This window comes from Bacillus sp. AC266 (assembly GCF_979253805.1).
Genome location: NZ_CEEDEC010000004.1, coordinates 450,590 through 463,869 on the forward strand (window position 1 = coordinate 450,590; position 13,280 = coordinate 463,869).

General features: G+C 36.6%; 15 protein-coding genes. 6 read left to right on the top strand and 9 right to left on the bottom strand.

What is annotated here, in order from left to right; all coding sequences use genetic code 11:
* Positions 1 to 22: 22 nt before the first annotated feature.
* The 6 genes from AC0IXC_RS19270 to AC0IXC_RS19295 form a co-directional block, all read right to left on the bottom strand.
* Positions 23 to 1,327, bottom strand: a complete 1,305-nt coding sequence (locus tag AC0IXC_RS19270; protein WP_215590519.1) for an HD domain-containing protein — start codon at positions 1,325 to 1,327, stop codon at positions 23 to 25.
* A gap of 145 nt (positions 1,328 to 1,472) precedes the next feature.
* Complete coding sequence (locus tag AC0IXC_RS19275; protein WP_002138981.1) at positions 1,473 to 2,411, bottom strand: ABC transporter substrate-binding protein; 939 nt, start codon at positions 2,409 to 2,411, stop codon at positions 1,473 to 1,475.
* 201 nt (positions 2,412 to 2,612) lie between these two features.
* The gene (locus AC0IXC_RS19280; RefSeq protein ID WP_000212073.1) at positions 2,613 to 3,425 is read right to left on the bottom strand and encodes an ABC transporter ATP-binding protein; all 813 of its coding nucleotides are present in this window, start codon (positions 3,423 to 3,425) and stop codon (positions 2,613 to 2,615) included.
* A gap of 15 nt (positions 3,426 to 3,440) precedes the next feature.
* Complete coding sequence (locus AC0IXC_RS19285) at positions 3,441 to 4,457, bottom strand: FecCD family ABC transporter permease (protein WP_012262062.1); 1,017 nt, start codon at positions 4,455 to 4,457, stop codon at positions 3,441 to 3,443.
* Positions 4,454 to 5,509, bottom strand: coding sequence for a FecCD family ABC transporter permease (locus tag AC0IXC_RS19290; RefSeq protein ID WP_000388282.1), 1,056 nt, complete (start codon positions 5,507 to 5,509; stop codon positions 4,454 to 4,456). Before AC0IXC_RS19290 ends, AC0IXC_RS19285 begins: the two co-directional genes overlap by 4 nt.
* A 237-nt stretch (positions 5,510 to 5,746) precedes the next feature.
* Complete coding sequence (locus tag AC0IXC_RS19295; RefSeq protein WP_000526075.1) at positions 5,747 to 5,971, bottom strand: YuzB family protein; 225 nt, start codon at positions 5,969 to 5,971, stop codon at positions 5,747 to 5,749.
* A 289-nt stretch (positions 5,972 to 6,260) separates the two neighbouring features.
* Here AC0IXC_RS19295 and AC0IXC_RS19300 point away from each other — a divergent pair, with 289 nt between their 5' ends.
* Together AC0IXC_RS19300 and lipL are read left to right on the top strand one after the other, a co-directional pair.
* Entirely contained in the window at positions 6,261 to 6,956 is a 696-nt protein-coding gene (locus tag AC0IXC_RS19300) for an RsfA family transcriptional regulator (RefSeq protein ID WP_002016365.1), read from the top strand.
* A 127-nt stretch (positions 6,957 to 7,083) separates the two neighbouring features.
* Positions 7,084 to 7,929, top strand: a complete 846-nt coding sequence (lipL, locus tag AC0IXC_RS19305) for an octanoyl-[GcvH]:protein N-octanoyltransferase (protein WP_002143911.1) — start codon at positions 7,084 to 7,086, stop codon at positions 7,927 to 7,929.
* Between the two features lie 69 nt (positions 7,930 to 7,998).
* Here lipL and pta read toward each other — a convergent pair whose 3' ends face one another.
* On the bottom strand, positions 7,999 to 8,970 hold the full coding sequence (gene pta, locus AC0IXC_RS19310; RefSeq protein WP_000067219.1) for a phosphate acetyltransferase: 972 nt from the start codon (positions 8,968 to 8,970) through the stop codon (positions 7,999 to 8,001).
* Positions 8,971 to 9,248: 278 nt separating this feature from the next.
* On the opposite strand from pta, the gene hemQ reads away from it, so the two are divergent.
* From hemQ to gerQ, 4 genes are all read left to right on the top strand, one after another.
* Positions 9,249 to 9,992: a hydrogen peroxide-dependent heme synthase gene (hemQ, locus tag AC0IXC_RS19315; RefSeq protein ID WP_001287592.1), complete on the top strand. Its 744-nt coding sequence runs from the start codon at positions 9,249 to 9,251 to the stop codon at positions 9,990 to 9,992.
* Between the two features lie 195 nt (positions 9,993 to 10,187).
* Positions 10,188 to 11,465 carry a serine hydrolase gene (locus AC0IXC_RS19320; protein ID WP_326996687.1) on the top strand — a complete coding sequence of 426 codons (1,278 nt, stop codon included), beginning with the start codon at positions 10,188 to 10,190 and terminating at the stop codon, positions 11,463 to 11,465.
* Positions 11,466 to 11,639: 174 nt separating this feature from the next.
* Entirely contained in the window at positions 11,640 to 12,062 is a 423-nt protein-coding gene (gene cwlJ, locus AC0IXC_RS19325; protein ID WP_000538158.1) for a cell wall hydrolase CwlJ, read from the top strand.
* Between the two features lie 27 nt (positions 12,063 to 12,089).
* Complete coding sequence (gene gerQ / locus AC0IXC_RS19330; protein ID WP_002143914.1) at positions 12,090 to 12,527, top strand: spore coat protein GerQ; 438 nt, start codon at positions 12,090 to 12,092, stop codon at positions 12,525 to 12,527.
* Between the two features lie 31 nt (positions 12,528 to 12,558).
* Here the strand turns inward: gerQ and AC0IXC_RS19335 are convergent, their stop codons facing one another.
* Complete coding sequence (locus AC0IXC_RS19335) at positions 12,559 to 12,927, bottom strand: DUF423 domain-containing protein (RefSeq protein WP_002016371.1); 369 nt, start codon at positions 12,925 to 12,927, stop codon at positions 12,559 to 12,561.
* 63 nt (positions 12,928 to 12,990) lie between these two features.
* Positions 12,991 to 13,278, bottom strand: coding sequence for a YwdI family protein (locus AC0IXC_RS19340; protein WP_001198367.1), 288 nt, complete (start codon positions 13,276 to 13,278; stop codon positions 12,991 to 12,993).
* Positions 13,279 to 13,280 lie beyond the last annotated feature (2 nt).

Genomic DNA, 13,280 nt, shown 5'->3' on the forward strand with positions numbered 1-13,280 from the left:
AGAAGCAGCTATTAGCTGCTTCTTATTTCTTTCCTTCTAACAACTCGATAATTCTCTCTTTATATTTTCCTTTTCTTCCATCTTCATAGATTAAATCATGCGGATAGAATAGCTTTTGATCCGTTCGCTTCTTACCTGTAATCGCCTCAACAATATCCGATTCACGCGAAAGCTCTCTAAGTTCCCCGTTCGGCATAAGAAGTAAGATTGGCAGACGCTCTTCTTCTTCTCCTGCGCGGTAAAAGTCATACGGTAAATCCGATGTTGAATCCACAACTAAGTAATACTCTGGATCGAGTCCAATCTTTTTAAATAAGCTACTTAGCTCCATCCAATTATCTAAACCGTGCTTATCTGTAAACTCTACATATTTAAATAGATTTCGATCCATAAAACGGCGGCATAAGTCACTTAAAATCGGATCTTCTTCGTCTTGCCATACTTGGAAGTAATAATACATTACGTTCTCGTCTAACTTTAAATAATCCTCTACTGTCACTTCTTCTTCAAATAAAGAATAGAAATGAACAGGATGATTTTTAAACGCATAATACTTCTCATGCAGTGATTTAGCTCGGTGTAAAATCTTCGTTAAAATTACTTCTGCACTACGTGTTACCGGATGAAAATATACTTGCCAATACATTTGATAACGGCTCATAATATAATGCTCTACAGCATGCATACCACTATTTTTAATGACAACTTGATTACCGTACGGGCGCATGACACGCAGTATACGTTCCATATCAAAGTTCCCATACTTTACACCAGTAAAATATGCATCTCTTAATAAATAATCCATACGATCGGCATCAATTTGGCTCGAAATCATACTAATCGCTAATTTATTAGTAGACGTTTTCGCAATTACATCTGCTACCTTTTGCGGGAAATCCTTATCCACACGGCTTAACACACGATTAATTTCCGTATCACCAACAATAATCTTTTGTGTAAATTTCTCATGATCTAACGAAAATACTTTTTCAAACGAGTGAGAAAATGGGCCGTGACCGACATCATGAAGTAATGACGCACATAAACATAACAATCTATCTTCAGCATTCCAGTTCGGTCTGCCATCAAACACATCATCAATCATACGACGAATAATTTCATATACACCTAACGAATGAGTAAAGCGACTATGCTCTGCACCGTGAAATGTAAAAAATGTCGTACCAAGCTGCTTAATACGGCGCAAGCGTTGAAATTCTTTCGTTCCGATTAAATCCCAAATAACGCGATCACGCACGTGTACATATTTATGTACTGGGTCTTTAAACACTTTTGTTTCGCTGAGTTTGTCGTTTAAATATACCACTTTCCGACATCCCCCTTTCTTTACTGCATTCTTACTATATATTATAAACGATATAGGAAACAGAAAGAAATGAAAGACTATATTAATTCCTGTTATATAAAGAAAAATCACCTTTACCAAAGCAAAGGTGATTTTTCTTTATATATTATTTTCCTAAAATGAACTCAGTAACTTCGTCTAGGATCATTTCTTTACCTAGTGGGAAGTATCCTTTGTTTACATCTTCATTACTGATTGTAAATACATGGTTGTTTTTAACAGCGTTCATATTTTTCCAAATTGATTCTTCTTGGAATTCTTTTAGACGCTGAGAACCGTCACCAGTTGTAAATACGAATAAGTAATCTGGGTTGTAATCAATTAAAGCTTCTTTTTGTATTTGTACTAACGGTTTATCAGTTGGTGTACCTTTAACTGCTGGTAATTTTAAATCACCAAAGATTACGCTACCGTAACCGTAGTCACCGTATACACGGAATGCATTTGGATATGCAGCCATTTTCATGAATGTTGCATCGCCAGTTTTAGCAACGATTTTATCATGTAATTTGCTTGCTTTTTCATCATACTTTTTGAACCATTCTTTTGTTTCTTTCTCTTTACCGAAGATTTGACCTACTTCTTCGAATTTTGGACGCCATTGGTCTAATGGAGTTTTTAACATAACTGTTGGTGCAATTTTAGATAATTGATCATAAATCTTTTCTTGACGATTGTTTACAATAATTAAATCTGGTTTTGCAGCAGCCACTGCTTCGATGTTAATTTTATCGCCCCACGCAGAACCAACCGGTTTTACATCTTTCAATTTCTTCTCAATATGTGAATCAATTTTTTCTTGTGTTGTATTTGCAGTAATAATCGGTTTCATACCGAAAATTAATAATTCTTCTGTTGAACCACTAAGGTCAGCAATTTTCTTTGGATTTGCAGGAATTTTAATTTCCCCTTTTGCGTGTTGTACAGTGCGCTCTTCAGTTTTCGCATCTGCTTTCTTTTCTTCTTCTTTGTTAGAACAAGCTGCAAATAGTACAGAAGTAACAACTAGTACCATTGCTAATAGTGCCATTTTAAAATTCTTCATATTCCGACTCCTTCTAGCTGTATTTCTCTTATAATTTGCATGTAACTATAAGAAACGAAACAACATTTAATTAATATATTTTTATTAATTGTTGTTTATAACCCGTTCTAACGGGCGTTCAACTTCCCATCCGTGGGTAAGAAGCTCAACGTCCATTAGAACTCCCCCTCTCACCTCTTTAAGAGGGGGAAATTCTATTAATTATGCTTTTTTACGCAATTGATTATTAATCATCGCTAAATCGTATGTTAAACAAATTGGTTTACAGTTTACTGGACATGGAACGATTTGCGCTTCAATCTCAAATACGTTACGAAGTGTTTCACTCGTCATAACTTCATCTGGCGTTCCTTGTTTCATTAACTTACCTGCTTTTAATGCAATCATATGATCAGAGAAACGAGAAGCATGATTTAAATCGTGAATAACCATAACAATCGTTCTGCCTTCTTCTTTGTTTAACTTCTTCAGTAAGTTTAATACTTCAAGTTGATGAGCCATATCTAAGTATGTTGTTGGTTCATCTAACACAAGTAAATCTGTTCCTTGTGCAAGAGCCATCGCAATCCATACACGTTGACGTTGACCACCTGATAAAGCTTCTGCTGGACGATTTGCGAATTCTGTCATCCCCGTCACTTCAAGTGCCCAATGAATGTAGCGATAATCCTCTTCTTTCAATGTTCCAAATCCTTTTTGATGAGGAAAACGTCCATATGAAACAAGTTCAAACACAGTAAGGCCTGTTGGCACTTCTGCAGTTTGTGGTAAAATCGCCATTTTCTTTGCGATTTCTTTCGTTGGCTGTTTCTCAATTGCTTTTCCATCAAGATAAACAGTACCTCGTTTTGCTTTCAAAATACGAGAAGCCGTTTTTAATAATGTGGATTTCCCACAACCATTTGGTCCAATAATCGTTGTAATTTGTCCTTCCGGAATTTCAACTGTTAATCCATCTATAATTAACCCTTCATTATACCCAACAGATACCGCATCAACTGCTAAAGTTGCCATACAAAAAGCCTCCCTTTATTTTGTCCTCATAAGTAAATATATGAAATATGGTGCGCCAATTACAGAAATAACAAGACCGACCGGTATTTCTGAAGTTGGTAACACACTTCTTGAAATTACATCTGCAAATAAAAGCAAGAACGTTCCTATTAATGCAGCCGTTGGTAACATAATTTGATGTTTACCACCAACGAGGCGTCTCGCTAAATGCGGAGCCATTAAACCGATAAAACCAATGCCTCCCGCCACCGCAACAGATGCACCAGCTAAACAAACTGCAATAAATAATAATTTACGTCTTTCCTTTTCTACGTTTACACCAAGGCCAACTGCTGTAGAGTCGCCTAAATTCATTACATTTAATATGTGCGCTTTACTAATGGCAAGTGGTAAGAAAATAATCATCCATGGGAGTACACTTAGTACGAACTTCCAATCTGTTCCCCATAAACTTCCTGCCAACCAAATCGTTGCAAAACGGAAATCGTTAGATGTCATCTTCATAGAGAAAATTAAACTAACCGCACCAAATCCGGCTGCAACAGCGATACCAACAAGAATTAATCGAGTTGATGAAACACCGTCTTTCCATGCTAGTAAATAAATAATAATCGCTGCTAATATCGCACCAACTAGCGCGAAGAATGGAAGGATAAATACAGATAAAAATGTACCAGTTCCAACTTTTCCAAAGAAAAAGTAGACGAATACAACAACTGTTAATCCCGCTCCGGCGTTAATACCTATAATACCTGGATCAGCAAGTGGGTTTCGTGATAGCCCTTGCAAAATTGCACCTGACATAGCTAATGCAGAACCAACTAATATAGCAATAACCATACGCGGCATACGAAATTCAAATAAAATAACAGATTGATCTTCTGCACCCAATCCAACTAGTGACTTTAATACATCTATTGGAGGAATTTTAAATGTTCCTGTATTTAAACTTATTAAAAATACAGCAACAATTAATCCTACTAAAATCGTTAAAATAGAAACGTTCTTTTTTGTTAAGACGCTCGTCCTCACATCTTTCCTCTCCCTTCATTACGTGCTAAGTAGAGGAAGAATGGCACCCCAATTAGCGCTGTAATTGCTCCAATTGGCGTTTCAAATGGTGGATTAATAACGCGAGATAACATATCTGCACATTCAATTAGCAATCCACCTAAGACCGCAGAACATGGAATAACCCATCTATAATCTGAGCCTACAAGGAAACGAGTCATATGCGGAATTACAAGTCCAACAAATCCAACTGATCCTGCCATAGAAACCGCAGAACCTGTTAATACAAGAACAAGTACTGTTCCGATAAATTTAATTAATGTCGTATTTTGACCAAGTCCAATCGCAATTTCTTCACCAAAGCTTAAAATTGTGATATATCTCGACATCATAATTGCTATAATGAGACAAACAAGACCAATCGGTACTAACATATTAATACTTTGCCATTTCACTCCGGCAACACCGCCTGCATTCCACATACTTACCTCTTGGGCAAGGTTGAAATACAATGCAATTCCAGATGAAATTGCCCCTAATAAAGCACTAATTGCTGCACCTGCTAAAGCTAATTTTACAGGCGTTAATCCACCTGGTGAAGAAGACCCAATACCATATACAATGCTCGCTCCAAACGCAGCTCCAATAAAAGATGCGATAACAAACATTAAATAAGGTGAATTAGGGAAGAATGCATACATAATTGCAATTCCGAATACAGCACCATCTGTAATCCCCATTAACGATGGAGATGCAAGTGGATTTCGTGTCATACCTTGCATAATTGCACCTGATACCGCTAAAAAAGCACCTGCAACTACGCCCCCTATTGCTCTAGGCATGCGAAGTTCTTGAATTACGTTATGGTGCGTTATGGAACCATCAAACTGAAATACAGCTTGCCAAACGGTCTTTAAACTAATATCTGCTGCACCAAACGAAATAGAAACTGCCATACTTAAAGCTAACAAAATTGTGCCTGCTATTAAAATAATAGAAGCAACGAGCGGTCTGCTCTTAATCTCTTTAACATTCACATCTTGCTGTTCTATACTCCTTGCGCTCGCTTCCATCCCTCAACCATCCTAACCAACAACATATATTTAATAAAATGAAATTTATTCTCAAATAATAATAAAAAAATTAGGTGAATTGACCTTTTTCGTGATAATGATTATCAGAATCAGACACTTTCTATTCTACCTACCACCTCAAAAGACTGTCAACCATTATTTTGAAATACGAATTCATACAAAACGCTATCTTATGGACATAAAAAAAGAAGAGTAATCTGTTCACTCTTCTTTTTCTTACTTATTTAATTTTGCTTCAATTTTTACAATTAATTCGTCTTCTGTTGGAGCCGCAACTGGACGATTATTTACAAACGCGAATGATTTTTTACGACCAGGGCCACAGTAAGACTGACATGCAACCTCAATCGTTGCACATGAATCTACTTTTTTTAACTTCGGAATCAACGTTTTAACGTTCGTTGCCTGACAATCATCACACACACGAAATTCGTTTCCCATTATATATAACACTTCCTCTATTTTAAACTTTTCACAAGTACATTTAAAAATAAACACTAAATGGTATTTTACCGCTCTTTGAAGCTTGTTGCAAGTCTCCGGGCGTAGCTCTATTCCTATATAAAGCTACCTATTTTTTATATTTTCTCCTTCAAAAGCTTTCATCATTCATAGCCACATTTCTTCTCTTCATTGAAATCTACCATATTTTTAAAAGCTTTGTATAAAAGCTCATTTTTTTGCCCATTATAAAAATAGGAAGTTCATAAAAAGAAAGGGAGTTGAATCTATGAAAGTAAGACAAGATGCTTGGACAGACGAGGACGATTTATTACTTGCTGAAACGGTGCTTCGCCATGTTCGAGAAGGAAGTACTCAATTAAATGCTTTTGAAGAAGTAGGAGATCAGTTAAATCGCACATCTGCTGCTTGTGGTTTCCGCTGGAATGCTGTTGTTCGCTATAGCTATGAACAAGCTCTTCAACTAGCAAAAAAACATCGTAAAGATAAAATGCGTGCTGCGGGCGGTGAACAGACAAAAAAACGTTTGCTTTACACACCACCAGCTTCAGCGGCGGCGATAACTGATTATGAAGAACACGTACCGTATGAAACAGCTGTTCAATATACAGAAGCTACTCCATATCAAAAGCCGACTGTCCCTGCTCCAAAAAGCTCAATAACAATGCAAGATGTTATTTACTTTTTACAAACAGTTGGATCTTCAAATATAAAAGTAACAGCTCTTGAAAACGAGAATACGAGATTGAAACAAGAAATTAAAACGCAAATCCTTCGAAATGAAGAACTAGAAAAGAAACTAGAAAAATTAGAACAACAATCTCATACTGTACAAGAGGATTACGAAACACTTATGAATATTATGAACCGTGCTCGTAAATTAGCAGTAATGGATGATGAGGAACGCTCACAAACATCTTTCCGCATGGATCGAAACGGTAACTTAGAAAAAATTGCAGAATAAAAAGGATGCATTGCATGCATCCTTTTTATTCTTTCACCTCTAAACTTCCCTTTATATATGAGAAAACCCCTTTCTACATTTTTTGCTATAATAGAGATTGTCATTTTAAAAATAAGGGGTTAGTTATATGAGCAATTCCCGTTCGATTTTATCTCAGCCAGAGTGGCGTATTGTAGATCAGTCTAGTTTAGGACCAACTTTCCATGCACTTCAGTCATTCGCAATGGATGACACGTTATGCACAAGTATTGGAAATGGTCTATCCGCTGCAACAATGCGCTCTTGGGTTCATCACAATACAATTGTTCTTGGCATTCAAGATTCACGCCTACCACATTTAGAAGAAGGTATTTCCTTTTTAAAAGAAAACGACTTCAATGTTATCGTTCGTAATTCTGGTGGACTTGCTGTCGTACTTGATGAAGGTGTTTTAAACGTATCACTTTTATTCCAAGAAACAGAAAAGGGTATCGATATCGACCTTGGATACGATACGATGTGGCATTTAATTAAGGAAATGTTAAAAGATTACGATGTTACTATCGAAGCAAAAGAAATTGTTGGTTCTTATTGTCCTGGTAGCTACGATTTGAGCATTCGCGATCAAAAATTTGCTGGTATTTCTCAGCGTCGTATTCGCGGAGGCGTTGCTGTACAAATTTACTTATGTGCGACAGGAAGCGGATCTGAGCGTGCCGCACTCGTTCGTGATTTTTACAACGTAGCAATTCAAGGCGAAGAAACAAGATTTACGTATCCTGAAATTGTACCGAGTACGATGGCTTCACTATCTGAATTACTTGGCGAAACAATTACAGTGCAAGATTTAATGATGCGCCTTTTAAAAACGTTGCAACAATTCACTCCAAAGTTAACATCATCTCAGCTAACAGTAGATGAAGTTCCTTTATATGAGACGAATTTACAACGTATTATTGACCGTAATAATAAGGCACTTGGTTTAGAAAAATAGAAATCAAAAAGACCACCCTCATTTCAAAAGAAATAGGATGGTCTTTTTTCATATTAATTCGTTATAGAATTAAAGTGCTTGAGCTGCTGTAATTAAAGCTAACTTGTACACTTCTTCTTCGTTACATCCACGAGACAGATCATTTACAGGCATATTTAAACCTTGTAAGATTGGTCCTACTGCTTCGAAGTTACCTAAGCGTTGAGCGATTTTGTAGCCGATATTACCAGCTTCTAAGCTTGGGAATACGAATACGTTAGCATCACCTTTAATTGTAGAACCTGGAGCTTTCTTCTCAGCTACAGATGGTACGAATGCAGCATCGAATTGGAATTCTCCATCTAAAGTTAATTCAGGAGCCATTTCTTTTGCAATGCGAGTTGCTTCTACAACTTTTTCTGTTTCTGGAGATTTCGCAGAACCTTTTGTAGAGAAGCTTAACATAGCAACGCGTGGGTCAATACCGAATAGTTCAGCAGTTTTCGCACTTTCGATACCAATTTCAGCTAAATCTTGGCTGTTTGGTGCAATGTTAATTGCGCAATCAGCGAATACATACTTCTCTTCTTCACGTACCATGATGAATACGCCTGAAGTTTTTGTAACGCCTGGTTTTGTTTTAATAATTTGAAGTGCTGGACGAACTGTATCAGCTGTAGAGTGAGCTGCACCACTTACTAAACCTTGTGCTTTGCCCATGTATACAAGCATCGTACCGAAGTAGTTTTCGTCTTTAAGGATTTTGCGAGCATCTTCTTCTGTTGCTTTACCTTTACGGCGTTCAACGAAAGATGCTACCATTGCATCCATTTCTTCGTATGTAGCTGGGTCATAAATATCAACGCCTGCTAATGTTAAGTTCATGCTAGCTGCTTTTGCGCTAATTTCTTCTTTATTACCAACTAAGATTGGTTTTACTAACTCTTCTTTTGCTAAACGCTCTGCAGCGCCTAAAATTCTTTCATCAGTTCCTTCAGGAAGTACGATAGAAATGCCTTTTCCTTGAACTTTTTCTTTTACTGTTGTAAATAAGTTGCTCACGAATAAACCCTCCTACATATGTTAAAAAACTCTATCTTTAAGAATACTGCTTTTCCTCTATATTTTAAACTTATAGCTCCCAAAAAATAGATAAAATGAAAATGATTATATTTTCATAAAATTCAGCATAGAAATAAAGCCCCTTTAAGCCTTATATCCTCCTATTTTCAAGTAAATTTAAATGTGACAATTTTATGCGCTGAAACTTTATGTAGATGTTTTTAATCCTATATATGCTATAGTTAACGTGTAAAATATCATTAACTGAGGTGAATAGAATGAGTGAAGCAACAACAACGTTAGATGGCTGGTATTGTTTACATGATTTACGTTCTATTGATTGGGCAGCATGGAAAACATTATCTAGTGACGAACGCGGACAAGCAGTGTCTGAATTTTTAAATGTCGTTGAAAAATGGAACGAAGTAGCTACTGCAAAAAAAGGCAGTCATGCAATGTATACAGTTGTTGGTCAAAAAGCAGATATTATGCTTATGATCTTACGTCCAACAATGGAAGAGTTAAATGAAATCGAAACAGAATTAAATAAAACAACATTAGCTGAATATTTAGTTCCTGCATATTCTTACGTATCTGTTGTTGAACTAAGCAACTACCTTCCAGCTGATGAAGATCCATACCAAAACCCACAAATCTTAGCTCGCTTATATCCTGAGTTACCAAAAGCAAATCATATTTGCTTCTATCCAATGGACAAGCGTCGCCAAGGTGATGACAACTGGTACATGCTTCCTATGGAAGAACGTAAAAAAATGATGTACAGTCACAGTAAAATCGGTCGCCAATACGCAGGGAAAGTACGCCAAGTAATTTCAGGATCAGTCGGATTCGACGATTTCGAGTGGGGCGTAACATTATTCGCTGACGATGTTCTTCAATTTAAGAAGCTTATATATGAAATGCGCTTCGATGAAGTAAGTGCCCGTTACGGTGAATTCGGTACATTCTTCGTTGGGAACATTTTACCAGACGAAAAAGTAGAGAAATTTTTACACATATAATAATGAAAAAGGAACGAATTTCGTTCCTTTTTTTATTATCCTCTATATTTACCCACAAAAAACTTCTTTTCTCTGCAAATTTGAACAAAAATCGACAAATTCTTTTCAATTTCCTTACAAAATTGTAACCTTTCTATATCCAAATTTATGCTAAAATGGTACGAGCTATATGCTAATAACGATGCGAAGGTGATAATGTATATGAAGAAAATCTTGTCTATTTTACTAGCGTCTCTATTGTCAATTTCTTCCTTAGGAGTAACAACATCCCATGCAGAAGAAAAAATACATATAGAGGCAGCTGCTGCACTGCTATTTGATGCGGATACAGGAAAAATACTGCATGAACAAAATCCAGATGAATTACTAGCTATCGCTAGTATGTCAAAATTAATTGTTATTTATGCCGTATTAGAAGCAATTAAAGAAGGAAAAATCACTTGGGATACGAAAGTAACTATTTCTGATTACGCTTATGAAGTTTCACGTAATAATGAATTCTCTAACGTGCCGTTCGAAAAAGGACGTCAATATACTGTAAGAGAATTATACCATTCTATCGTTATCTTCTCTGCAAATGGATCTAGTATTGCTTTAGCAGAATTACTTGCAGGAAGTGAAAAGAACTTCTTAAATCTCGCAAATGAACATGCGAAAAAACTAGGGTTAAAGAAATATAAATTTGTAAACGCTACTGGGTTAAATAACGCTGATTTAAAAGGAAAACATCCTGAAGGAACTGATCCGAATGGAGAAAACTCCATGTCAGCTCGCGATATGGGTATTCTTTCAAAAACAATTATTACAAAGTATCCAGAAATGCTAGAGGATACAAAACAAAGATTTAGAAACTTCCCAGATAATCATCCAAAACCAATTCGTATGGAAAATTGGAACTGGATGTTACCAGGTGCTGCTTTCTCTTATGAAGGAGCAGATGGTTTAAAAACAGGAAGTTCCGATACAGCTGGGTATGGTTTTACCATTACAGCAAAACGCGGTGATTTACGTCTTATATCTGTTATTATTAAAACGAAATCAATGGACGAACGTTTCACAGAATCTCGCGCATTAATTGAATATGGATTTAATAACTTCGAAAAGCAGAAATTAAAAATAGATAAAAACAACAAAATTTCTGTAGTAAAAGGAAAAGAAGACTACGTAACAGTTGCACCAGAAAAAGAAGTGACAGTAGTTACTACAAAAGGTAGCAAATCACCTTACAAAATTTCTACTGAAGCAGATAAATCACTTGCTGAAGATGGGCATTTAGTTGCTCCTATTAAGAAAGATGCAAAGGTAGGTTCAATCGTCTTAGAACCAACTGATAAATATGGTTTCTTAGACGGAAATAAAAGTATAAAAGTTACTGCAAAAGCGACTGAAGAAGTAGAAAAAGCAAATTGGTTCGTATTAACAATGCGTTCAATTGGCGATTTCTTCTCAAACTTATGGTCTAAAGTATTTTAATGATGAAAAGCTAGCTCACGCTAGCTTTTTTATTTTCCCCTCTAGATGTAAAACTTCGTTTGGTTGTCATATCTGCGTCCTTTTTCTCATACGTATGAACTAGTAATTGTTCCACACTTCATCTAGAAATGAACCTCTTTCTACAAGGCATTCCAAAAAGAGAGGTGACACATAATGGGTGTTATCGCGTATAACGAAGAAGATGTTAAGTTATTAGCTAGACTGATGCGTGCTGAAGCCGAAGGAGAAGGCCAACAAGGGATGTTAATGGTCGGAAACGTTGGGGTAAATCGTGTCCGCGGAAATTGTTTAGATTTCAAAAAAATACGTAATTTACGTCAAATGGTTTATCAAAATCCTGGTGGTTTTGAAGCAACTCAAAAAGGGTATTTTTATCAACGAGCGAGAGAACAAGATATTGCCTTAGCCCGCCGGACAATTCAGGGACAACGTTTTTGGCCCGCCAACTTCGCCTTATGGTTCTTTAGACCTGAAGGTCCTTGCCCACCAACTTGGTATGACCAACAAAATTCTGGTCGCTTTAAAAAACACTGCTTCTTCCAACCATCTGGTGGAGATTGTCCAGGCGTATATTAAGGAATGAAAATGAGGAGGGATTTTTGAATGACACAGCAACAAAACCCGTACTACGGAACAGGTTTTTATCAACCATCTGGAACTTATGTACAACCGCAACAAATGACCCCACAGCAGCAGCAACAACAACAACAACAGCAAGCGATGCAACAACAAGCTGCTCAGGCTCAACTTGCAGTTTCTCAAGGTATGTTACCACTAGAGCAATCGTATATTGAAAATATCCTTCGTTTAAATAAGGGTAAGCCAGCTACAGTTGTAATGACTTATGAACGCGGTAGTTCGCTTGGTACACAATCTTATACAGGGATCATCGAGGCAGCTGGCCGTGATCATATCGTAATTAGTGAGCCGAAATCTGGAAAACGCTTTTTACTACTAATGATTTATTTAGATTATGTAGAATTCCCAGGAGAAATTACGTATTTACCTGGTCAACAAGCAACTTATGCTCCAAGACCATAAAAAAAAGCTGGCGAATGCCAGCTTTTGTTTTTTATAACCCTTTTACAACTGCAGTTCCGACTAGAATCCACGCCACAATAAACGCTACACCACCAAGGGGTGTAATTGGGCCAAAGAATTTAATACCTGTTGTACTTAATGCATAAAGACTGCCTGAGAACATAATAATCCCAGCTACCATAAGCCAACCCGCAGTGCTTAAAAGTGATGATTGCATTTTGTCCATTAATAGAGCAACTACGAATAAGCCACCTGCATGAAACATTTGATATGTAACGCCCGTCTTCCACACTTCTAACATTTTTGCAGAAATTTTATTTTCTAAACCATGTGCTCCAAAAGCCCCTAATGCAACAGATAGCCCCGCTGCAATACAACCTAGTAAAAAGAAAATTTTCATCTTAATTCCCCTTTTTATTTTTATCATAAGCAATTTTCACATATAATCCAAACGATTTAATCCCTAAAAATCAAATAAAGAATTACCATTTGCACCTTCTTCTTTTATATACACAGGTTCTCCAGAAACTGGCATAACCGGTTGAACTGTTGTTATAGGCTGAGATCCGATTATTTGTGATTGAACTTGTGGTTCTCTATACGTAGAAGGCTCAACTTGTTCATCTAATAATAAATCACATAATGCACGCACAACTAATAAATGCTCTTTTGATTTTTGTCCTTCACTACTTTTTGCCTTTGCAATTTCACTCGCCATTTTATTTAAAACCTTATCGCTAGATACTTGCATTC